This is a genomic window from Pseudomonas sp. 18173, assembly GCF_050432945.1.
Taxonomy (GTDB): Bacteria; Pseudomonadota; Gammaproteobacteria; order Pseudomonadales; family Pseudomonadaceae; genus Aquipseudomonas.
Window position 1 is genome coordinate 55,548 of sequence record NZ_JBKFTN010000014.1, and the last position, 23,924, is coordinate 79,471.

General features: G+C 57.4%; 14 protein-coding genes. 7 read left to right on the top strand and 7 right to left on the bottom strand.

Features of this window, described 5'->3' with window-relative positions; genetic code table 11:
- The first annotated feature begins 229 nt into the window (after positions 1-229).
- The 6 genes from ACLD1X_RS16890 (at position 230) to ACLD1X_RS16915 (ending at position 12,694) form a co-directional block, all read left to right on the top strand.
- Positions 230-1,546, top strand: coding sequence for an MdtA/MuxA family multidrug efflux RND transporter periplasmic adaptor subunit (locus ACLD1X_RS16890; RefSeq protein WP_429369525.1), 1,317 nt, complete (start codon positions 230-232; stop codon positions 1,544-1,546).
- Positions 1,543-4,638 (top strand): MdtB/MuxB family multidrug efflux RND transporter permease subunit, encoded by a 3,096-nt coding sequence (locus ACLD1X_RS16895; protein WP_429369527.1) that lies wholly within the window; start codon positions 1,543-1,545, stop codon positions 4,636-4,638. The genes ACLD1X_RS16890 and ACLD1X_RS16895 overlap by 4 nt, the downstream gene beginning before the upstream one ends.
- Positions 4,639-4,786: 148 nt before the next feature.
- A complete protein-coding gene (locus tag ACLD1X_RS16900) occupies positions 4,787-7,894 on the top strand; it encodes an efflux RND transporter permease subunit (protein WP_429369529.1) in 3,108 nt (1,035 codons plus the stop codon).
- Positions 7,891-9,372: an efflux transporter outer membrane subunit gene (locus ACLD1X_RS16905; RefSeq protein ID WP_429369531.1), complete on the top strand. Its 1,482-nt coding sequence runs from the start codon at positions 7,891-7,893 to the stop codon at positions 9,370-9,372. Before ACLD1X_RS16900 ends, ACLD1X_RS16905 begins: the two co-directional genes overlap by 4 nt.
- 372 nt (positions 9,373-9,744) lie before the next feature.
- Positions 9,745-11,862: a putative bifunctional diguanylate cyclase/phosphodiesterase gene (locus ACLD1X_RS16910; RefSeq protein WP_429369533.1), complete on the top strand. Its 2,118-nt coding sequence runs from the start codon at positions 9,745-9,747 to the stop codon at positions 11,860-11,862.
- Positions 11,863-11,947: 85 nt separating this feature from the next.
- Positions 11,948-12,694: an SDR family oxidoreductase gene (locus ACLD1X_RS16915; RefSeq protein ID WP_429369535.1), complete on the top strand. Its 747-nt coding sequence runs from the start codon at positions 11,948-11,950 to the stop codon at positions 12,692-12,694.
- A 149-nt stretch (positions 12,695-12,843) separates the two neighbouring features.
- Here ACLD1X_RS16915 and mapR read toward each other — a convergent pair whose 3' ends face one another.
- From mapR to ACLD1X_RS16950, 7 genes are all read right to left on the bottom strand, one after another.
- Positions 12,844-14,253 carry a GntR family transcriptional regulator MpaR gene (gene mapR / locus ACLD1X_RS16920; RefSeq protein ID WP_429369537.1) on the bottom strand — a complete coding sequence of 470 codons (1,410 nt, stop codon included), beginning with the start codon at positions 14,251-14,253 and terminating at the stop codon, positions 12,844-12,846.
- A 129-nt stretch (positions 14,254-14,382) separates the two neighbouring features.
- Positions 14,383-15,795, bottom strand: a complete 1,413-nt coding sequence (gene ccoG / locus ACLD1X_RS16925; RefSeq protein WP_429369539.1) for a cytochrome c oxidase accessory protein CcoG — start codon at positions 15,793-15,795, stop codon at positions 14,383-14,385.
- Positions 15,796-15,990: 195 nt separating this feature from the next.
- Positions 15,991-16,224: a DUF3203 family protein gene (locus ACLD1X_RS16930; RefSeq protein WP_429369541.1), complete on the bottom strand. Its 234-nt coding sequence runs from the start codon at positions 16,222-16,224 to the stop codon at positions 15,991-15,993.
- A gap of 213 nt (positions 16,225-16,437) precedes the next feature.
- Positions 16,438-17,166 (bottom strand): ATP-binding cassette domain-containing protein, encoded by a 729-nt coding sequence (locus tag ACLD1X_RS16935; RefSeq protein ID WP_429369543.1) that lies wholly within the window; start codon positions 17,164-17,166, stop codon positions 16,438-16,440.
- Positions 17,167-17,920: 754 nt separating this feature from the next.
- A complete protein-coding gene (locus tag ACLD1X_RS16940; RefSeq protein ID WP_429369545.1) occupies positions 17,921-19,126 on the bottom strand; it encodes a YcaO-like family protein in 1,206 nt (401 codons plus the stop codon).
- A complete protein-coding gene (locus ACLD1X_RS16945) occupies positions 19,123-19,893 on the bottom strand; it encodes a SagB/ThcOx family dehydrogenase (RefSeq protein ID WP_429369547.1) in 771 nt (256 codons plus the stop codon). The genes ACLD1X_RS16940 and ACLD1X_RS16945 overlap by 4 nt, the downstream gene beginning before the upstream one ends.
- A gap of 7 nt (positions 19,894-19,900) precedes the next feature.
- Positions 19,901-20,809: an McbB family protein gene (locus ACLD1X_RS16950; RefSeq protein WP_429369549.1), complete on the bottom strand. Its 909-nt coding sequence runs from the start codon at positions 20,807-20,809 to the stop codon at positions 19,901-19,903.
- Between the two features lie 1,059 nt (positions 20,810-21,868).
- Between ACLD1X_RS16950 and ACLD1X_RS16955 the strand changes: the two genes are divergently transcribed.
- Entirely contained in the window at positions 21,869-23,863 is a 1,995-nt protein-coding gene (locus tag ACLD1X_RS16955) for an alpha-1,4-glucan--maltose-1-phosphate maltosyltransferase (RefSeq protein ID WP_429369551.1), read from the top strand.
- Positions 23,864-23,924 lie beyond the last annotated feature (61 nt).

Sequence of the window (23,924 nt, forward strand, 5' to 3'; positions counted from 1 at the left end):
CAGACGACGCGTTTATCCAAGGAACTCGCGTTTTCGTTGACGTCCATCGCGAGCAAGCTCGCTCCTACAGCAGCATTGCCCTCTGTCCAGGCCGTTTTCATTTGTGATTCAGTGTCTTGGATAAAACACCTGCTACGTAAGCCAAAGGTAAATTGCCGGTAAAGGCGCTTTGCTTAAAACCCGCCAGTGCTTATCGTTCAGTCTCATGCAATAAAAGCCCACGCGCCCAATGGTTGGTCACTCAATGCAATCCTCCGCTTCCCGTAGTCCCCGTCGCTGGCTGTTCGGCCTGCTTGTCCTGTTGGTCATCGCCGCCCTGTGCTGGAAGTTCTGGCCCGGCAGCGCTGCACCCAAGGAGGCCGTGGGGCAGAAAGCCGTTGCCGGGCATACCGGCCGGGCCGGGGGGATGCGTCCGGGTTTCGGCGGTGCGTCCGGGCCTGTACCGGTGCGAGTGGCTCCGGCCGTCACCGGTGATTTCCCGCTGTATTTCAAGGCGCTGGGCACGGTCACGGCGCTCAACACCATCAATGTCCGCAGCCGTGTCGGCGGTGAGCTGGTCAAGATCTATTTCGAAGAAGGGCAGATGGTCAAGGCGGGCGACCTGCTGGCCGAAATCGACCCGCGTCCTTACCAGAACGCCTTGCTCCAGGCTGAAGGCACCTTGCTGCAGAATCAGGCGCAGTTGAAAAACGCCCAGGTCGACGTCGAGCGCTATCGCGGCCTGTACCGCGAAGACAGTATTGCCAAACAGACCCTGGACACCGCCGAAGCGCTGGTCGGTCAGTTCCAGGGCACGGTCAAGACCAATCAGGCCGCGGTCAACGACGCCAGGCTCAACCTCGAATTCACCAGGATCCGCGCCCCGATCACCGGGCGCGTCGGCCTGCGTCAACTGGACGTCGGCAACCTGGTCGCCGCCAACGACACCACCGCATTGGCGATCATTACCCAGACCCAGCCGATCAGCGTGGCCTTCACCCTCCCGGAAAACAGCCTCGACACCGTGCTCGCCCGTTATCGCAGTGGCGCCACGCTGCCGGCTGAAGCCTGGGATCGCGGTGATACCAAATTGCAAGCCACCGGCGTGTTGCAGAGCCTGGACAACCAGATCGACGTCACCACCGGTACCCTGAAATTCAAGGCCCGCTACGAGAACCGCGATCAGTCGCTGTTCCCCAACCAGTTCGTCAATGTGCGCCTGTTGGCCGACACCCTCAGAGGCGTAGTGCTCGCGCCTTCCGCCGCGATCCAGTTCGGCACCAACGGCACGTTCGTCTATGCCCTGGACGGTGACAAGAAGGTCAAGATCCGTCAGTTGAAAGTCGGCGCCAGCGATGGCCTGAACACCGTGGTTACCGAAGGCCTGTCGGCGGGTGACCGGGTTGTCCTGGAAGGTACCGACCGCCTGAAAGATGGCAGTGACGTGGAGGTGGTCAACGACAGTCAGGAGGTGCCGGCCACGCCGACCGAACACCTGCAAGGCAAGTCGGCGGCCGACGCGGCAGCTCCCGTGACCACTGACAAGGCGAAAAAGGGCGGCGCATGAATCTCTCGCGGCTGTTCATCCTTCGCCCGGTAGCCACCACACTGAGCATGCTGGCCATTGTTCTGGCCGGTTTGATCGCCTATCGGTTGCTGCCGGTTTCGGCGTTGCCCCAGGTCGATTACCCGACCATTCGCGTCATGACCCTGTATCCCGGCGCCAGCCCGGACGTCATGACCAGCGCGGTGACCGCACCGCTTGAGCGCCAGTTCGGGCAGATGCCCGGCCTGACGCAAATGGCCTCGACCAGTTCGGGCGGTGCCTCGGTGCTGACCCTGCGCTTCAGCCTCGACATCAACATGGACGTCGCCGAGCAGCAGGTGCAGGCCGCGATCAACGCCGCCACCAACCTGTTGCCCAAGGACTTGCCGGCACCGCCGGTGTACAACAAGGTCAACCCGGCCGATACGCCGGTGCTGACGCTGGCCATCACCTCCAAGACCATGCTGCTGCCCAAGCTCAACGATCTGGTCGATACGCGCATGGCGCAGAAAATCGCGCAGATCAGCGGTGTCGGCATGGTCAGTATTGCCGGCGGCCAGCGCCAGGCCGTGCGGATCAAGGTCAACCCCGAGGCCCTGGCGGCCAACGGCTTGAACCTGTCGGATGTGCGCACACTGATAGGCGCCTCCAACGTCAACCAGCCCAAGGGCAACTTCGACGGCCCGACCCGGGTCTCGATGCTCGATGCCAACGATCAGCTGACGTCGCCCAAGGACTACGCCAACCTGATCCTGGCCTACGCCAACGGCGCGCCGTTGCGGCTCAAGGACGTGGCGGAAATCGTCGACGGCGCCGAGAACGAGCGGCTCGCTGCGTGGGCCAACGAGAACCAGGCGGTCTTGCTGAACATCCAGCGCCAGCCCGGCGCCAACGTGATCGAGGTGGTGGACCGGATCAAGGCCCTGCTGCCGAGCATTACCGATAACCTGCCGGCCGGCCTCGACGTGACCGTGCTGACCGACCGCACCCAGACCATCCGCGCCTCGGTCAAGGACGTGCAGCACGAATTGCTGATCGCCATCGCCCTGGTGGTCATGGTCACCTTCCTGTTCCTGCGTCGCGCCAGCGCCACGATCATTCCGTCGGTGGCCGTGCCGTTGTCGCTGATCGGTACGTTCGGCGTGATGTACCTGGCAGGGTTCTCGGTCAACAACCTGACCCTGATGGCCCTGACCATCGCCACCGGTTTCGTGGTGGACGATGCGATCGTCATGCTGGAGAACATTGCGCGTTATATCGAGGAGGGTGACAGCCCGCTGAACGCGGCACTCAAAGGCGCCAGGCAGATCGGTTTCACCCTGATCTCCCTGACCTTGTCGCTGATCGCCGTGCTGATCCCGCTGCTGTTCATGGCGGATGTGGTCGGGCGCTTGTTCCGCGAGTTCGCCATCACCCTGGCGGTGGCGATCCTGATTTCCCTGGTGGTTTCCCTGACCCTGACGCCGATGATGTGCGCGCGGTTGCTCAAGCGTGAACCCAAGGAAGCCGAGCAGGGCCGTTTCTACCGGGCCAGCGGTGCGTTCATCGACTGGATGATCGCCGCCTACGGGCGCAAGTTGCAGTGGGTGCTCAAGCACCAGCCACTGACCCTGATGGTCGCCATCGGCACCTTGGCGCTGACGGTATTCCTGTACATGGTGGTGCCCAAGGGCTTCTTCCCGGTGCAGGACACCGGCGTCATCCAGGGTATTTCCGAAGCGCCGCAGTCGATTTCCTTCGCGGCCATGAGCGAACGTCAGCAGGAACTGGCCAAGGTCATCCTGGCCGATCCGGCTGTCGAGAGCCTGTCCTCCTACATCGGCGTGGATGGCGACAATTCGACCCTCAACAGCGGTCGGTTGCTGATCAACCTCAAGTCGCATCACGATCGCGACCTCAGCGCAACGCAGGTGATTGCCCGCCTGCAACCAGAGCTGGACAAGCTGGTGGGCATCCGTCTGTTCATGCAGCCGGTGCAGGACCTGACCATTGAGGACCGGGTCAGCCGCACGCAGTACCAGTTCAGCATGTCGTCGCCGGACTCGGAATTGCTGAGCCTGTGGAGCGGGCGTCTGGTCGAAGCCTTGGCCGGCCGGCCGGAACTGACCGACGTAGCCAGTGATTTGCAGGACAAGGGCCTGCAGGTCTACCTGGTGATCGACCGCGATGCGGCGTCGCGGGTCGGGGTGTCGGTGTCGAACATCACCGATGCCTTGTACGACGCCTTCGGCCAGCGGCAGATATCCACCATCTACACCCAGGCCAGCCAGTACCGCGTGGTCCTGCAATCGCAGTCCGGCGAGAAAATCGGCCCGGATGCGTTGAACCAGATTCACGTCAAGACCACCGACGGCGGTCAGGTGCGCCTGTCCAGCCTGGCGCACATCGAAGAGCGCCAGGCGCAACTGGCGATCACCCACATCGGCCAGTTCCCGGCGGTGATGATGTCGTTCAACCTGGCCCCCGGCGTGGCGCTGGGCCATGCGGTGCAGATCATCGAGCAAGTTCAGAAAGACATCGGCATGCCGATTGGCGTGCAGACCCAGTTCCAGGGCGCGGCCGAAGCCTTCCAGGCCTCGTTGTCGAGCACTTTGCTGCTGATCCTGGCGGCGGTGGTGACCATGTACATCGTGCTGGGGGTGCTCTACGAGAGCTATATCCACCCGATCACCATTCTGTCGACCTTGCCTTCGGCGGCGGTGGGTGCCTTGCTGGCGTTGATCCTCAGCGGCAATGACCTGGGCATGATCGCGATCATCGGCATCATCCTGTTGATCGGCATCGTGAAGAAGAACGCGATCATGATGATCGACTTCGCCCTCGACGCCGAACGCAATCAGGGCATGGACCCGCAGACGGCGATCTACCAGGCGGCCTTGTTGCGTTTCCGGCCGATCCTGATGACCACCCTGGCGGCCTTGTTCGGTGCCGTGCCGTTGATGCTGGCCACCGGATCCGGCGCGGAACTGCGCCAGCCGCTGGGTCTGGTGATGGTCGGCGGCCTGTTGCTGAGCCAGATTCTGACACTGTTCACCACGCCAGTGATCTACCTGTACTTCGACCGCCTCGGTCGACGCTTTGGCAAGACCGGCGCTCAGGAGATGGCGGTATGACGGCGTGCATAACCTGTGGGAGCGGGCTTGCTCGCGAAGGCGTCCGGTCAGTCGACAGGGATGTTGAATGCAAGGCCCTCTTCGCGAGCAAGCCCGCTCCCACAGGGGGGCAGCAGGGCTCGTGGGTTGGTGCCGGGGGCAATCATCGATGAACCTTTCCGGTCCGTTCATTAAGCGCCCCGTGGCAACCATGCTGCTTTCATTGGCCATCATGCTGCTGGGCGGCGTGAGCTTTGGCCTGTTGCCCGTGTCGCCGCTGCCGCAAATGGACTTTCCGGTGATCGTGGTCCAGGCCAGCCTGCCCGGGGCCAGCCCCGAGGTGATGGCGTCGACGGTGGCCACGCCGCTGGAGCGTTCCTTCGGCGCCATTGCCGGGGTTAACACCATGAGCAGCCGGTCCAGCCAGGGATCGACCCGGGTGATCCTGCAGTTCGACCTCGACCGCGACATCAATGGTGCGGCGCGGGAAGTGCAGGCGGCCATCAACGCTTCGCGCAACCTGCTGCCGAGCGGGATGCGCAGCATGCCGACCTACAAGAAGGTCAACCCGTCCCAGGCGCCGATCATGGTGCTGTCGCTGACGTCGGATGTGCTGGAAAAAGGCCAGCTCTATGACCTCGCCTCGACGATTCTGTCCCAGAGCCTGTCCCAGGTGCAGGGCGTCGGCGAGGTGCAGATCGGCGGCAGCTCCCTGCCGGCGGTCCGTATCGAGCTCGAACCGCAGTCGCTGAACCAGTACGGCGTGGCCCTGGACGATGTGCGCAACACCATCGCCAATGCCAACGTGCGCCGGCCCAAGGGCTCGGTGGAAGACGATCAACGGCTGTGGCAGGTCCAGGCCAATGACCAGCTGGAAAAAGCCAAGGACTACGAATCGCTGATCATCCACTACAACGGCGGCGCGGCCCTGCGCCTGAAGGATGTGGCGAAGGTCAGCGATGGCGTCGAGGACCGCTACAACAGCGGTTTCTTCAACGACGACGCGGCGGTGCTGCTGGTGATCAACCGCCAGGCCGGCGCCAACATCATCGAGACGGTCAACGAGATCAAGGCCCAGTTGCCGGCGTTGCAGGCGGTGTTGCCGGCCAGCGTCAAGCTGAACCTGGCCATGGACCGCTCGCCTGTCATCAAGGCAACGCTGCACGAAGCGGAAATGACCCTGCTGATCGCCGTGGCGCTGGTGATTCTGGTGGTGTTCCTGTTCCTTGGTAACTTCCGTGCCTCGTTGATCCCGACCCTGGCGGTGCCGGTGTCGCTGGTCGGCACCTTTGCCGTGATGTACCTCTACGGTTTTTCGCTGAACAACCTGTCGCTGATGGCGCTGATCCTGGCCACCGGGCTGGTGGTGGACGATGCCATCGTGGTGCTGGAGAACATCTCTCGGCACATCGACGAAGGCGTGCGGCCGATGCGGGCCGCGTACCTCGGTGCCCAGGAAGTCGGTTTTACCTTGTTGTCGATGAACGTGTCGCTGGTGGCGGTGTTCCTGTCGATCCTGTTCATGGGCGGGATCATTGAAAGCCTGTTCCGCGAATTCTCCATCACCCTGGCGGCGGCCATCGTGGTCTCGCTGGTGGTTTCCCTGACCCTGACCCCGATGCTCTGCGCGCGCTGGCTCAAGCCACATACGCCCGGGCAGGAGAACCGCCTGCAACGCTGGAGCCGGCGGACCAACGACTGGATGGTCGGCAAATACGCCACCAGCCTCGACTGGGTGCTGCGTTACAAGCGCCTGACCTTGCTCAGTCTGTTCGTGACAATCGGGGTGAACATTGCGTTGTATGTCGTTGTTCCTAAAACGTTTATGCCGCAACAGGATACCGGCCAACTGATCGGTTTCGTGCGCGGTGACGACGGCCTGTCCTTCAGTGTGATGCAGCCGAAGATGGAGATTTTCCGTCGGGCCGTGTTGAAGGATGAGGCGGTCGAAAGCGTCGCCGGGTTCATCGGCGGCACCAACGGCACCAACAATGCGTTCATGCTGGTGCGCCTCAAGCCCATCAAGGAACGCAACATATCCGCGCAGAAAGTCATCGAACGCCTGCGCAAGGAAATGCCCAAGGTGCCGGGCGCACAACTGATGCTCATGGCGGACCAGGACCTGCAATTCGGTGGCGGCCGTGAGCAGACCACCTCGCAATACTCGTACATCCTGCAAAGCGGGGACCTGGGGGCGTTGCGCGAGTGGTACCCGAAAGTCGTCACCGCGCTCAGGGCCTTGCCGGAGCTGACGGCGATCGATGCACGGGAAGGCCGGGGCGCCCGGCAGGTGACCCTGATCGTCGACCGTGACCAGGCCAAGCGCCTGGGGGTCGACATGGACATGGTCACAGCGGTGCTGAACAACGCCTACAGCCAGCGGCAGATTTCAACCATCTACGACAGCCTCAACCAGTATCAGGTGGTGATGGAGGTCAATCCGAAGTATGCCCAGGACCCGATCACCCTCAAGCAGGTCCAGGTGATCACCGCTGACGGCGCGCGGATCCCGCTGTCGACCATCGCGCATTACGAAAACAGCCTGGAAAACGATCGGGTCAGCCACGAAGGCCAGTTTGCTTCGGAAAGCATTGCCTTTGACATGGCCGAAGGCGTGACGGTGGAGCAGGGCACCGCCGCCATCGAACGGGCGATTGCCAAGGTAGGCTTGCCGGAAGACGTGATCGTGAAAATGGCCGGCACCGCCGATGCCTTTGCCGCCACGCAGAAAAGCCAGCCGTTCATGATACTCGGCGCGCTGGTGGCGGTGTACCTGGTGCTGGGGGTGCTGTACGAAAGCTACATTCATCCGCTGACCATCCTGTCCACCCTGCCGTCGGCCGGGGTCGGCGCGTTGCTGTCGATCTATGCGCTGGGCGGTGAGTTCAGCCTGATTTCCTTGCTGGGGCTGTTTCTGTTGATCGGCGTGGTGAAGAAAAACGCCATTCTGATGATCGACCTGGCGCTGCAACTGGAGCGTCACCAGGGCATGGCACCGCTGGAGTCGATTCGCAACGCCTGCCTGCAACGTTTGCGACCTATCCTGATGACCACCCTGGCGGCGATCCTCGGGGCCTTGCCGTTGTTGCTGAGCCGCGCCGAAGGGGCGGAAATGCGTCAGCCGCTGGGCCTGACCATCATTGGCGGGCTGATCTTCAGCCAGGTGCTGACGCTTTACACCACCCCGGTGGTTTACCTCTATCTCGACAAACTGCGCCATCGCTTCAATAAATGGCGTGGGGTGCGTACCGATGCTGCTCTGGAAACTCCGCTATGACTGAACGTTCGCTTTTCAACCTGGCTGCACCGCTGATCACGGCTCGAGGCTCGCGTCTGTTGAGCCTGTCACTGTGCGTGGCGATGCTCAGTGCCTGCGCCGTCGGCCCGGATTACCAGCGCCCGCAAACTGCAGAGCCGGCGCAGTACAAGGCGGCAGAGGGCTGGCGCCAGGCCAACCCGAGCGATGCCTTGGCGCGGGGCGCGTGGTGGGAGTTGTATGGCGACCGGCAGCTCAATGACCTGGTCGAAAAACTCAATAGCTCCAACCAGACCGTTGCCCAGTCCGAAGCCCAGTATCGTCAGGCCCAGGCCTTGGTGCGCAGCGCACGCGGGGCGTTTTTCCCGACGGTCGACCTGAACGTCAGCAAGAACCGTTCAAGCCAGGGTACCGGCAGCAGCAGCTCCAGCCTGAGCAGTTCGTCCAGCGGTATTCGCAACACTTATTCCGCCCAGGTCGGCGTCAGTTGGGAGGCCGACGTATGGGGCAAGCTGCGCCGCGGCCTTGAAGCCGATACCGCGAATGCCCAGGCCAGCTTTGCCGATCTGGCGGCGATGCGCCTGAGCCAGCAGTCGGAACTGGTGCAGAACTACCTGCAATTGCGTGTGATCGATGGCCAGAAGCGCCTGCTCCAGGACACGGTCGAGGCTTATCAGCGATCGCTGAAGATGACCGAGAACCAGTACCGTGCGGGCGTATCCGGCAAGGACGCCGTGGCCCAGGCCCAGACGCAGCTCAAGAGCACCGAAGCGGATATGGTCGACCTGATCTGGCAACGCGCCCAGTTCGAGAACGCCATCGCCGTGTTGATCGGCTTGCCGCCCGCGGAGTTCAGCCTGGCGGAAAGCCAGAACATCCCGCAGTTGCCGCAAGTGCCGCCGGCGCTGCCTTCGCAGTTGCTGGAGCGTCGCCCGGACATTGCCTCCGCCGAGCGCTCGGTGATGGCCGCCAACGCCAACATCGGCGTGGCCAAGGCCGCCTATTACCCCGACCTGACATTGAACATGAACGGCGGTTACAGCAGCAGCACCTATGCCAACTGGATCAGCCTGCCGAACCGTTTCTGGTCGGTCGGGCCGCAATTGGCCATGACCCTGTTCGACGGCGGACAGCGCTCGGCAGAGGTCGACCGCAGTGTGGCGGCCTATGACGAAACGGTGGCCAAATATCGCCAGACCGTGCTGGATGGATTTCGCGAGGTGGAAAACTTCCTGGTGCAGCTCAAGGTGCTTCAGGATGAAGCCGTCGTGCGCCAGCAGGCACTGGACGCCGCCCGTGAATCGTTGCGCCTGACCCAGAACCAGTACAAGGCCGGTTTGATCGCGTACATCGATGTGGTGGTCACCCAGGCGGCGGCGCTGAGCAATGAGCGCAGCAACCTCGACCTGTTGCAAAGCCGCCTGCTTGCCAGCGTGCAATTGATTGCCGCGTTGGGGGGAGGCTGGGATGGGCAGCTTCAGGTGAGCGAAAGCCGATAACCCGGATCAGAGGCTCAGAGCGCTAACTGTGGCGAGGGGGCTTGCCCCCGTTCGAGCGCGAAGCGCTCGCAAAAAATGCGACCGTGATCATTCTGCAGGAATGTGGGCGCATGAACCCAGGGCCGCTTCGCGACCCAACGGGGGCAAGCCCCCTCGCCACAGTGGGCGGTGTAATAACTTCCACAGAGGCTTTGGCTCGGTAATTCCAGGCCAGAGACCAGTTAATGTAAAACCTTAAAACAAGCGTTTCATCGGACTGCTGGCCTTTTGCTTATTTTCTGAGTGCGTTCTCATCTGGAATCAGTACAATCGCCGCATTTGCCCCCCAGCGAGAATCAATACCATTAAAGGGGGCATTCGCGAGAAGTCCCCATGCTCATCGGTAGCTATTCCCCCACCCTGGTTGTCATTTCGCTCTGCGTAGCGATTCTCGCGTCCTATACCGCGCTCGACCTCACCGGACGCATTGCCACCGCCAAAGGCCGCGCCGTGCATCTGTGGACCGCGGGCGGGGCCATTGCCATGGGCATCGGCATCTGGTCGATGCACTTTATCGGCATGCTCGCCTTCAAGTTGCCGATCGACCTGGGGTACGACGGCGCGATCACCCTGTTGTCGCTGCTGATCGGAGTGCTCTCCAGCGGTTTTGCGCTGTGGCTGGTCAGCCAACCGCAATTGCCGGCCTGGCAACTGGCCTTTGGCGCGTTGGTCATGGGCGCCGGTATCAGCGCGATGCACTACACCGGCATGGCCGCCATGCGCATGCAACCGGGCATCGACTACGATCCGACGTTGTTCGGCGCCTCGCTTCTGATCGCGGTCGGTGCATCGGGCGCGGCATTGTGGATCGCTTTCCATTTACGCCAGCATACGCCTTATGTCCGTCTGATCCGTGGCGGGGCCGCCGTGATCATGGGCATCGCCATCGTCGGCATGCACTACACCGGGATGGCCGCCGCGCGCTTTGCCGATGGCAGTTTTTGCGGGGCGTCGGCCGATGGCCTGAACGGCAAGGGCCTGGACAACCTGGTGCTGATCACCACGCTGGCGGTGCTGAGCATCGCCTTGCTGACCTCGATCCTCGATGCACGCCTGGAAGCCCGCACCGCGAGCCTGGCCGAGTCGCTGACCGAGGCCAACCGTGAGTTGACCCAACTGGCGCTGCACGACACCCTCACCGGGTTGCCGAACCGGACGTTGCTCGCCGATCGAATCGATCAGGCCATGTCACGGGTCCGGGAGGAGGGTGGCTGCTTTGCCCTGATGTTCATCGATCTGGACGGCTTCAAACCGGTCAACGATGCCTTCGGCCACCATATGGGTGATTTGCTGTTGCGTGAAGTGGCCCAGCGCCTGCGCGAAGACCTGCGCAGCCAGGACACCCTGGCGCGGATCGGCGGCGACGAGTTCGTGTTGCTGGTGCAATTGACCGAACAGAACGACGCCTTGAACCTCGCGGCCCGCCAGGTCGGCTTGATTGCGCGTGCATTCCGTGTTGCCGAACATGATTTGCACATCTCCGCCAGTGTCGGCATCGCGCTCTACCCGGGTAACGGACAGTCCGCCGAGGAATTGCTGATGAACGCCGACGCGGCGATGTATCACGCCAAGGGCGCGGGGAAAAACGGCTACAGCTTTTTCGATGCCTCGATGAACAGCAACGCCCGCAAACAGCTGCAATTGCTGCAGGACCTGCGCAATGCCCTGGAACATCACGAATTCAGCCTGCATTACCAGCCCAAGTTCGATGCCGCCAATGGTCGGCCGGTCGGCGCCGAAGCCTTGTTGCGCTGGGAGCACCCGACGCAAGGGATGCTGTTGCCGGACAAGTTCATCGAGCTGGCGGAAAAAACCGGGTTGATCATTCCGATCGGCGAGTGGGTGCTCAACGAAGCGTGCCGCCAGATGCGCGAGTGGTACGTGCTGGGCTACACCCAATGGCGCATCGCGGTGAACCTTTCAGCCATTCAGTTCTGTCACTCCGGGCTGGTCCAGAGCGTCGCCAAGGCCCTGGCGACTCATCATCTGCCGGCCAACAGCCTGACCCTGGAAATCACTGAAACCACCGCCATGAGCGATGCCGATGCGAGCATGACGGTGCTTCAGGAACTGTCGGAAATGGGCGTCGACCTGTCCATCGACGATTTTGGTACTGGCTATTCGAGTTTGATGTACCTCAAGCGTCTGCCGGCCAACGAGCTGAAGATCGACCGCGGCTTTGTCCGCGACCTGGAGCGCGACAGCGATGACGCCGCCATCGTTTCGGCCATCGTGGCCCTCGGCCAGGCACTGGGGTTGCGCATCGTCGCCGAAGGCGTGGAAACGGGTGTGCAGCAGGATTTCCTGACTCAACTCGGTTGCGATTCGTTGCAGGGCTACCTGCTGGGGCATCCGCTGCCGGCCGCGGGTTTCATGGTGGAAATCCATCGTGGCGAGCAATTGGTCGAGCAATTGAAAGCCGGTGCCGGGCGCGAGATGTCGCTGACGTGACAGCTGATGTGAGGCCATGCAAAAACTGCCAATGACGGTTATTCTTGCCCCCGATCGCTAAAGCTTTGATTGGGGGAAAGCTCGCATGGACAAAGTCATCGTCATCACCGGCGGCAGCCGCGGCATTGGCGCCGCCACCGCACTGTTGGCCGCCGCGCAGGGCTATCGGATCTGCATCAACTACCAGGCCGATGAACAGGCTGCAATCGGCGTGCTGGAGCAGGTCCGCGCCCTCGGTGCGCAAGCCATTGCGGTACGGGCCGACGTCAGCATCGAAGACGAAGTCATCGCACTGTTCCATCGGGTAGACAGTGAACTGGGCCGGGTCACCGCGCTGGTGAACAACGCCGGTACCGTCGGGCAAAAGTCCCGGGTCGACGAGATGTCCGAGTTCCGCATTCTCAAGATCATGAAAACCAACGTCCTGGCGCCGATCCTCTGCGCCAAGCACGCGATCCTGCGCATGTCGCCCAAGCACGGCGGGCAGGGCGGCAGCATCGTCAACGTGTCCTCGGTGGCCGCGCGTCTGGGCTCGCCCAACGAGTATGTCGACTACGCCGCCTCCAAAGGCGCGCTGGACACCTTCACCATTGGCCTGTCCAAGGAAGTGGCGGGCGAGGGGATTCGCGTCAACGCCGTGCGCCCCGGCTACATCCATACCGATTTCCATGCCTTGAGCGGTGACCCGGATCGGGTCAGCAAACTGGAATCAGCGATCCCGATGGCGCGGGGAGGGCGGCCGGATGAAGTGGCGGAGGCGATTGTCTGGTTGCTGTCGGACAAGGCGTCTTATGCGACGGGGACGTTTGTTGATCTGGGTGGTGGGCGTTAATTTTCAAAATTTTCGTTGTCCTGGCTGGCCCCTTCGCGGGCAAGCCCGCTCCCACAATGAACTGTGTTGATCAAAAAACTTGTGAACGACACAAATCCTGTGGGAGCGGGCTTGCCCGCGAAGAGGTCAGCACTGACAACATCTAACCCTCAAAACGACCGCACAATCCGCCCCAGTGTCTCCATTGCCTTTTCGGCGTCTTCGGTCCAAGGGCTGCCATAGTTCAACCGAATACAATTCCTGAACCGCTGCGTCGGCGAAAAGATCGGTCCCGGTGCAATGCTGATCCCCTGCGCCAGTGCCATCTGGAACAACTTCAGCGAATCCATCTGCTCCGGCAACTCCAGCCACAAGAAATACCCACCCGCCGGCTGGCTGACCCGCGTCTGTGCCGGGAAATAACGGGCGATGGCGGCAAGCATGGCGCTTTGCTGGTCTTCCAGCGCGTGGCGCAGTTTGCGCAGGTGTCGGTCGTAGCCGCCGTGTTGCAGGTAGTCGGCGATAGCCGCCTGGGCCGGCATCGACGCGCACAGCGAGGTCATGAGTTTCAGCCGTTCGATTTTCTGCGCATAACGCCCGGCGGCGACCCAGCCGATGCGGTAACCGGGGGCCAGGCTCTTGGCGAACGAGCCGCAATGCATCACCAGGCCTTCGGTATCGAAGGCCTTGGCCGGTTTCGGAGCCTGTTGGCCGTAATACAGTTCGGCGTAGACATCGTCTTCGATCAGCGGCACCTGATGGCGGCGCAATAGCTCCACCAGCGCCTGTTTCTTTGCCTCAGGCAGGGTCGCGCCCATGGGGTTCTGGAAGCTGGTCATGCACCAGCAGGCCTTGATCGGATGGCGCTCCAGGGTTTGTTCGAGCACGCCCAGATCGATGCCGTCGCGCGGGTGTACGGGGATTTCCACGGCTTTGAGTTTCAGCCGTTCAAGCACTTGCAGACAGGCGTAGAACGCCGGAGCTTCGATGGCCACCAGATCACCGGGCTGTGTCACTGCTTGCAGGCACAGGTTGAGGGCTTCCAGCGCACCGTTGGTGATCAGCAGTTCTTCCATGGGCAGCATCAGCCCGCCGACCATGTAGCGCAGGGCGATCTGCCGGCGCAGTTGCGGGTTGCCCGGCGACATGTCGGTGACGACCATGCGTGGGTCCATTTCGCGGCTGGCGCTGGCCAGTGAGCGGGACAGGCGTTGCAGGGGAAACAGCGTCGGGCTGGGGAACGCCGAGCCGAAGGGCACGGTGTTCGGGTCCTTGATGGAATCGAGTACCGAGAACACCAGTTCGCTGACGTCGACTTCGGTGGACTCGTTGACCTGATGGCTGATCTCCGGTTCGGAAAACGGCCGTGGCGCATGGGCATTGACGAAGTAGCCAGAGCGCGGACGGGCGCGGATCAGCCCGCGACGTTCCAGCAGGTAGTAGGCCTGGAACACTGTCGACGGGCTGACGCCGTAGGTCTGGCTGGCGTAGCGCACCGATGGCACACGCTGGCCGGGGCCGAGGACGCCGGAGCGGATCAGTTCTGCGATGTCGTCGGCGAATTTTTCGTAGCGTTTCATCAATAGCCCGATTGAGGTCTGACAGGAAATCGAGGTGACTTCATCGCGAGCAGGCTCGCTCCTACAGACACTGCGCTGTTTTTTGTGGGAGCGAGCCTGCTCGCGAATGGCGCACCGCAGTCTAAAGCCTTAGCGATTCATCGGCGCAACAAACCGGCTCTTCGCCACGCTGTAGACGCCAGGTTCATCGCTGTCGACCACCTTGAAGCCGAGGCTCTGCGAACTGCTGGCCGGGCGCTCCGTGAGCATCACCACCGACACCGGCACATCGACGATCTCGCCCGGTGCCAGGCTCAACAAGGTCTTGCCCTGCAACTCGAAACCCTCGGCATCGACCAGTTGCAATTGATAGTCCTGACGCTGCTGGGTCTTGTTGATCACCTTCAGACTGTAGATGTTTTCGATCTGCCCCTGGCTGTTCTCGCGGAACAGGCCCCGGTCCTTGCTAACGTCGAGGGAGACCATCGGCCGTTCCACCAGCGCCACTACCAGCGCAGCGATCATCACCAGCAGTACGGCGGTGTAGCCGATCAGGCGTGGGCGCAACAGGTGTGTCTTGCCACCCTGCAACTGGTGCTCGGAGGTGTAGCTGATCAATCCGCGGGCGTAGCCCATCTTGTCCATGATCGAATCGCAGGCGTCGATGCAGGCGGCGCAACCGATGCACTCCATCTGCAAGCCATCGCGAATGTCGATGCCGGTCGGGCAGACCTGTACGCACAGCTGGCAATCGATGCAGTCGCCCAGGCCGACTTCGGCGGGCTTGACCTCGCGTTTGCGCGGGCCACGGTTTTCACCTCGGGCCACATCGTAGGAAATGGTCAGGGTGTCCTTGTCGAACATCACGCTCTGGAACCGGGCGTAGGGGCACATGTGCATGCACACCGCTTCACGCAGCCAGCCGGCATTGATGTACGTGGCGCCGGTAAAGAACAGCACCCAGAACAGGCTGACGCCGCTCATTTGAAAGGTCAGCAACTCTTCGGCCAGCGGCCGGATCGGTGTGAAGTAACCGACGAAGGTCAGGCCGGTCAGCAGGCTGATGGCCAGCCACAAGGTGTGCTTGGCCGCTCGACGCATCAGTTTGTTCAGGCCCCAGGGCGCGGCTTGCAACTTGATCCGCTGGTTGCGTTCGCCTTCGGTGATCCTCTCGCACCACATGAAGATCCAGGTCCACGAACTTTGCGGGCAGGTGTAGCCGCACCAGACCCGTCCCGCGAACACGGTGATCGCAAACAGACCGAACGCGGCAATGATCAACAGCGCCGACAGCAGGATGAAATCCTGCGGCCAGAAGGTCGCACCGAAGATATGGAACTTGCTTTCCGAAAGATCCCAGAGCACCGCCTGGCGACCGCCCCAGTTCAACCACACGGTGCCGAAGAACAGCAGAAACAGAAAACCCGCGCCACCGATGCGCAGGTTGCGGAACAGCCCGGTGAAGCTGCGGGTGTGGATCAGGTTGTCACTGGTTTTGGCTTTCGTCTTTGGACGCGAAGGCTCGAATGTTTCTACGGTTCGGACGGGGATTCTTTCGCTCATGGTCTTTCGCTCATCAGCCTCCATCAGGCATGAGCACTATGAGCGCTGATCTGTTTGCATAACAGACTCAGGTATTGCGATAAAAAGCGGATCAGATGGCAGTGTTTGCACGACATGCGACAACTTGAAGCACCCGCCGCGGCCGGGTCAAAGGGACTGACCGAAACAGTAGCGACAGGTGCAGATCAATCCCGGTCAAATCACCGAATCACTATTGGTGGCCTTCAGGTGCCGGCGTCCATTCGCCGCGCCTGCGACGGTCAAGGCATCGGCCTCTGCTTCGGTGATGTAGATACGCTGGCCTTCGATGGCCACAGCCGACATGGCCTTGGCACCGTCGGTGACGATGGTCACGTCGGGACACAGACGAATCTGTTCGCCATTGGCGGAGGTGAGAAAGCAGGTCTGGTTCTCGATGCGCACGGTCATGGCGGAATCCTTTTTCAGTGGAAACTGAAGTTTCAGGCCGCGACCGCCGGTCATCGTTCTGTGCAACCGATTAATGGTTACGACCGGGCTGGGGCGGGGCATCAGGGATTGGCGATCACCGGCGGCATAGTCGTCGGTGGCTCTTTCTGTGGCGGTGGGGTGGGAGGCTTATATATGTAGCAGTTACTGTCTGCGCTACGCATCAAGCTTTATTCATCCAGGATGCTCCGCAAATATCGGCTCGGATACAGCGCGGATAAATGCGTCATCTACCGTTTTTGCTCGATAGCGCTGAATGAACTCCGACCCGCTGGCAAAACGATGAAAGCGTTGCTGACTGATCATGTAGAAATAAGTACAGTTGTTTACTATTTCATCGACGTTATGTGATGACACCAGGATCGCCATGCCATCATTAGCCGCGCCATGAAGGCACTCCCAGATATAATGGCGAAATTCAGGGTCTACACCGGCAGTAGGCTCATCGAGAATAATGAAGTCAGTGGAAATTGATAGAAGAGAAAGGGCAAAGAACCAGCGTGTCTCTCCATAGCTGCACAATGACGATTTTTTGTTCCATATGTCTTTGTATCGACTAACGATAGAGGGGCTCCAGTAACTTAGCTTTTCCAGAGCTCGTGACTGTGTCATTTTTTTATCAGAGGATAGTGCGATGACCATTTTGAAGATATCACGCATGCGCAGAGTCGGAGGGGTTGTGATTATTTGAGACAGGTAAGAGAAATCGTGGAAGTCATTTTCAATATAACCGGATTTTATTTTTTTCAGTTCGCAGACGATATCGAAAAACGTGGTTTTTCCTGATCCGTTCGGGCCTAAAATGCCTACGATGGAGCCCTGAGGAATCTCAAGAGATGCTCGGGTTAAAATCGCTTTGTCGTCATAGGAAAAATCAATGCATTTTGCACTAAATCGACGCATTAGTATCTGCTCCAAATTGGGTTGATTCTTAAGTGCTTTAGCAGCGCTAAAGCCGATACAATAGCGAAAAATGCTATTATGGCGACCGCTGACTTGTTATGATTCAAGTCATTTATCATTAAATTTGTTGCAGTTGTCAGCGGGTTTGCAAGGTTTATGATGTCCACGATGTCGTTTGTTTTGCTAGCCCCAAGTACTCCCAGGATAAGCATGAAAAACGAACAGATTGACAGTAGTGTATTTGAGTTTTGAAAGTTGATTGGAAGCAGCGTAAATGCGACGCCAAGGCTACAAAACATGATAAAGCAAGTATAAAAGCGTAAAGTAATCCTCAGTAATTCTTCGAGATCATAGCTGCCAAACGGGACCTTTGTCGCCAGGTAAAAAATGGAGCAGTACGCAATTGAAATTAATGAGTAAGCAAAAAAGTGCGAGTATAAAAATATGATTTTTGACTGTTTTGAATAAATAAATGATCGAATGAATCCACTTTCTCTTCTTCCGATTATATAAAGCGTAAATCCAAATAGCGCTACGCTTGATGAAACGTATGCATAAAACCATGCTGATGCCTCAATATACTCACTTTGAAAATAGTTCGCGTCCTGCTTTGTAGTCGCGAAGAAATAGAAAAGTGCGCAGGGGGAAAGCATTATCCAAAACAACGCAATAGGTTCTTTGAATTGCTCTTTTATGAAGATGCCAGTTAAGGTGAAAACTCTCGAATGTAAATGATTTTTCATGATTGATAACCTTAAGGGAATGGAACCATTTGTTCTTTTCGGGCTTTATCAATTGATGTTGAAAAACGTGCCGAGTAATCGTTGGCCAGATTTATGTTCTTTGAATTGTCCATGTGCATAAATAAAGACGGGGAGACGGATTTGCAAAATGTATAGCCAGTGTTTCCTATTTTGGTCGTTTTAATATATAGATATGCTTCAATATTTTGTGATTTTAAAGCCTGTATCAATCCTTGTGTGTCGAACCCGAAAGCTGTCTGTTTATTGGGGGTGGAGTTCGAAGGTTTTATGTTTGATGTTATTTCCTTAAATGTTGTGTAAGTATCACATTTCATAAAGTGACGAATATATGGGTCCTGTAGAGAATCTGGGTTTCGTCGAAAAACTCTGAACAAGTTCATGAATCTAAACGTTTGCCACAACTCTAAAATGGATTTTTCCAGCGCGGCGGTTTGGTTTATTGCATAGGACATTCCTGCGCAATAATGAATATTTCTACTCGGATTATCGCTGCCGTAAACGGTGAGTAAACATACGCCAGGAAAACTGTCGTCGGAAATATCAATTATTGCGAGCTTTCCAGACTTCAGGAGGGCGTTATATAAGCCATATGCGGATGTTGCCTTTATCATTTTTGATATTTGATTGGGAGTTACTAATCCAATGCATTGTTTGGTTAGCCAGAACCGAGTCAGAAACTGTCGCTCCAATAATTCTTTGATGGAGCCAAAAATGGCAGATTCGTAGCTTTTATGAAAACTACACCCACAAGTGTCTCTACTCGGATAGATACTATTGTCGTCCTCATTGCCGTGATGAGACAGTGAAATGCAGATGGTGGGTATGGCGCATTTTGAAAAGTCAGAAATGCGAACTACAGAGCTCATATTAAATTTTCTGCACGCCAGGTTACTCAGGTTCGCTTCCGATGAGGCAGTTTGGTCAAAGGCTTTTATGAATTTTTTTACCTCGGCAGGTCTCAAGCATTTTTCCAGGCTGGATGAGCAATCACGTAATACCTCCAAATAAAAATGACGACGTTCAAAATACTCTCCCAAGGCAGTTGTTATTGATTCTGAGCTATTACCAACTCCTGACCCAACGGTTTGCCATTGATCTCCAACCTCAACACAAAAAGGGAAATTAAATACGCAGGGGGGTTGAATAAAAATTTCTCTTGGCAGCGCCGAATTCGTATCTTTACTGAAGATATTCATTTTGTGCCTCCTATCAGTTGTACGCATGAAGGATAGAAAAGAGTAGGGTTCACCCCCATTGCCTTGCACACCATAGTGTCGGTGTATCCTGACCATTGACGGGTTTTTAGCTTTAACGTTTTACACTGAAGGTCGATTAACATATACATTGACCCGGTTTCCATTAAGGCTAATCTGTAGCCGCGATAGCGATACTTGAATAACGTCTTCGGCAAATACATCATGTAAATTATGGCGTGACTAGGGTTGCCTATATTGTTTCCGGTTGGCAATATTGCTTCTATCAGGGGGGTGATGTCATGGCTGTCTTGCAGTATTTCGAGCTTTCTCGAGTTAGGAAGAAGATGCAATATTTTTTCGCGACTTGGCCATATATTTGACGTCGATAAAGAGCAAATAAAAACTTCTACAGGGTACAGGGCGCCTGCGCTTGGGTAGCCACGTTTATGGGTTTTTTTATCCTTGCTTAACAACGGACTTATAAGCTTCTTTATTGATTCAAATGTGGCGGCGCCGCCATCAAAAAAATCGCATGAAGATTCTCTATGTAGCTGGCTTGTAACGTCAAGAACTTCTAGCGGTGGTCCGTCGACTGTAATATCCATATCTGGGTATAGTTGTAGTTCGTTGCCTGTCAAGTTGGCAAGTAGCTTTGATTGTAAATTGTGCAGACGGGAAATATTTTTAACGCAATCATGGATGGTGAAATTACCCTTGTTATGGAATTCCAATGTATCCTCGTACACTCGCGGGTCGAGAAATTTCATATAATGGTCATGCGGTATATTTTTCATTTTTTGATCTCAGGCAGTTACAGGAGTGCCAATGTGGGCTCGATTCCTCGGTAATGGATCCTTTAATTAAGTCTACTGTCGTCGAAGTGAATACATTGTCTTGGTATCTGAATTCACTGCCATGCTCAGTGTGAAGTTTTATTTTTTTAACTATTGCACCAATCGCCATGCTTCTTTGCAATGCACTTAGTTTCTGCGACGGTAGAGTGACGTTGCGTTCTATGCAGAATCTCAAGAGCGTCGTCCAAGAGTTTTGAGAGTTGATGCATTTTTCGTAGTTTAATTGTCGATCTATCATGCAAAAGTGACAGGGGTTTCCTATGCTGGGAACGTACGGCTGGTCGATATGAAAAATATTCCCATTTAAATATGCCAGAGAGATTGCGCTACATGGAGCCGCGTCTGCCAGGCTGAAATACAGTTTCTTCAACTTGATGTAGTCATACTGCATACAAATTATGATGATGAAATACGAGTTACCCTTAGCTTGCTCTGTCAGGCTTTCAATGTTCTCGCTTATTATGTGCTCGCACGTTAGCTCTTGGCTTATTATTGTTTTTAAGTCTTCGCTCTCTATGCAGTCATGTGCTATTAGTGCTTTTTTGAAGTATATTTCTGAAGGTTCAGGCTTTAGTCCTATCGCACTTTGTAAGAATAGGTGTGCCGCTTTTTTTTGTAGTTTTTGTTTTGAGATTGTATCGTTGAGTAGTGTCTCTGTTATGGATGTTTTATTCTGTTTTTTTAACTCTTGCAAGACGCTTAATAATTTCGTGGAGGCTGTTTTGGAAACTCCGTAGCTTGATATGATTAGCGACTCGTTGGGAAGGTTTATAATGTCGAATTCTGAATAAATAAGATTCATTAAATTTTCTCCTGAAGGATCTTCCATTTTTGGAAGATCCTTTCTGCCTGAAAGACAGACGGTTTAATATCACGGTGAATTACATCGCCCTGCAGCCGCCTGTTCCGCCACCACCTGTCCCTCCCGCGCCTCCACAACCACCATTACCTCCACCGCTCCCGCCACTGCAACCACCACCACCGCCACACCCTCCACTGCCACCACAACCTCCTTGTCCCCCAGATCCACCAGCCATCTGTGGATGGGTGTTTGAGCCAAATTCATTTTTGAAGTTAAAAAGCACTTCGCCAAGTTTTTCGTTTTTCATTTGTTTTTACTCGTCGTAGTTGCCGCTCGGAATTGAGTGGCGTTGTTAGATTTAGAAGGTTGTAGCCGGTACTGCAAGTCTGCGAGAAATTGCATGTAGGAATAGTCGCTCGCGTGTCAAAGAACGGTCTTACAAGCTTTTTGGATGTTTCTTTTGGTCGTTTAATTTCTGAGAGAGGGCGCAGCTAAATGATGTCTAGAATTTTCTATTAGAAAACTTTGCTTTAGTTTTTGTAAATGTCACATGTATGAGTCTGTGGTAGGCAAACTCGTCTGTAGGACTAAACATGCGAGAATTTTTGTGGCGGGGAAATTTTTCTGAAAAAAGGCGACAGGCGGTAGTCGAAATAATGAGACTGATCAACTGGAGCGCCCCTTCAATGAAGATGCCTACCCTGAATTTATTGCCAAGGTTGCCTATAACCTTGACTGGAGGTTCTTGACTTGTAGGGGGAACCAGCCTTTCGTTGACCCCGAACTGCGTTAGGGGCCTGTTTCGGTTCCGGATCCTGTGGGTAGCAGAGTTGGATTGGCGAATTCCGGATAGGGAGCTTTTCCCGGTAATGAATTGGTCATTGGTCCAGTCGACAGTGGCACATGGCGTGAGTCGTGCTTAAGTTGGTTGACCACAGCGTGTGGGATTTGATTCCTGCCAATTACGCTGAACTTTGCCGATGTCCATCGCTCGGAACCTAAGTGAGTTCATTCGGCGAAGGATCTGCCGATGTGGATGACAACCAGACACAAGCGCGTCCATGGGGCGTAAAGGAGAGAGGCTCGATGACGGCTGAAAAACCGACTGAGTTGAGCTACAACCCGCACATGCCGCTGTCGCAGGCGCTGTTGCTGCCGCGTATCGTCATCGAAAACATCATGCCGACCCTTGAAGGCGGGCAGTTCGCGGTCAAGGCCGTGGTGGGGCAGGATGTGCTGGTGACGGCCAAGGTGTTTGCCGACGGGCACGACAAGCTGGCGGTTCGCGTGCGCTGGCGGGCCGACGACGAGGACGTCTGGCAAAGCGCGGTCATGCTCGACCTGGGCAACAACGGTTGGCAGGGGCAGTTCCGTGTCGTCAGTCAGGGCCGCTATCTGTTCTGTATCGAAGCCTGGATCGATCAGTTCGCCAGTTTTCGGTATGAGCTGGAAAAGAAACATGCGGCTGCCGTTCCGGTCAGCCTGGAACTGCAGGAAGGGCGGATTCACGTGCAACAGGCCGCCGAACGCAGCGAAGGGCAACTCAGCGAGCAACTGGCGGCCTTGCACCATGAACTGTCAGGACTGCTTGAAGCCGAGCAGGTCGCACTGTTTTTGCACCAGCGTAGTGCCGAGCTCATGGCCCGTGTCGAACACCGTGCGTATTTGAGCCTGAGCCCGGAGTACCCGGTGGATGTGGAACGCGAGCTGGCGCAGTTCGCCAGTTGGTACGAGTTGTTCCCGCGTTCGATCACCGACGATCCGGCGCGCCATGGCACTTTCAATGACGTGCATTCACGGCTGGCGATGATCCAGGACATGGGTTTCGATGTGCTGTATTTCCCGCCTATCCATCCGATCGGGCGCAGTTATCGCAAAGGGCCGAACAATGCCCTGACGGCGGGACCCGATGATCCGGGCAGCCCCTATGCGATCGGCAGCGAGGAGGGCGGGCACGAGGCGATTCACTCGCAGTTGGGTACCCGCGACGACTTCCGGCGACTGGTGGCCGCCGCCGCCGCCCATGGCCTGGAAATCGCCCTCGATTTCGCCATCCAGTGTTCCCAGGACCATCCCTGGCTCAAGCAGCACCCTGGCTGGTTCAACTGGCGGCCTGACGGCACGATCAAGTACGCCGAGAACCCGCCGAAGAAGTACCAGGACATCGTCAACGTCGACTTCTATACCCCCGAGGCGATTCCGAGCCTGTGGGTGGAGTTGCGCGATATCGTGGTGGGCTGGGTCGAGGAGGGCGTGAAGATCTTTCGCGTCGATAACCCGCACACCAAGCCGTTGCCGTTCTGGCAATGGTTGATCGCCGATGTACGGGCGTTGTACCCCGAGGTGATCTTCCTCGCCGAAGCCTTTACCACCCCGGCAATGATGGCGCGCCTGGGCAAGGTCGGTTACTCCCAGAGCTACACCTATTTCACCTGGCGCAACACCAAGGCCGAACTGGCGAGCTACTTCAGCGAACTCAACGAATCGCCCTGGCGCGAGTGCTACCGGCCGAATTTTTTCGTCAATACACCGGACATCAACCCGGCGTTCCTCCATGACTGCGGGCGTCCCGGGTTCCTCATTCGCGCCGTGCTGGCGGCCATGGGCTCGGGCTTGTGGGGCATGTATTCGGGGTTTGAGTTGTGCGAGTCGGCTCCGGTGCCGGGCAAGGAGGAATACCTCGATTCCGAGAAGTATGAAATCCGCCCCAGGGACTTCAATGCGCCGGGCAACATCATCGCCGAGATCGCCCAGCTCAACCGCATCCGCCGGCAAAACCCGGCGTTGCACACGCATCTGGGCCTGAAGGTCTACAACGCCTGGAACGACAACATCCTGTATTTCGGTAAACGCAGCTCTGACGGCAGCAACTTCATTCTGGTCGCGGTCAGTCTCGATCCGCACAACGTGCAGGAGGCGAACTTCGAGTTGCCATTATGGGAGTTGGGCCTGCCCGATGACGCCAGCACCCGGGGCGAAGACTTGATGAACGGCCATCGCTGGACCTGGCACGGCAAAAACCAGTTCATGCGCATCGACCCGGCTTACCAGCCATTCGGGATCTGGAGAATCACCGCATAGGCCAGAAAGGCCCCGCGCCACAGAGCGTCTCACCCTTTGGCCAAGTCGAATCGACCAGGAG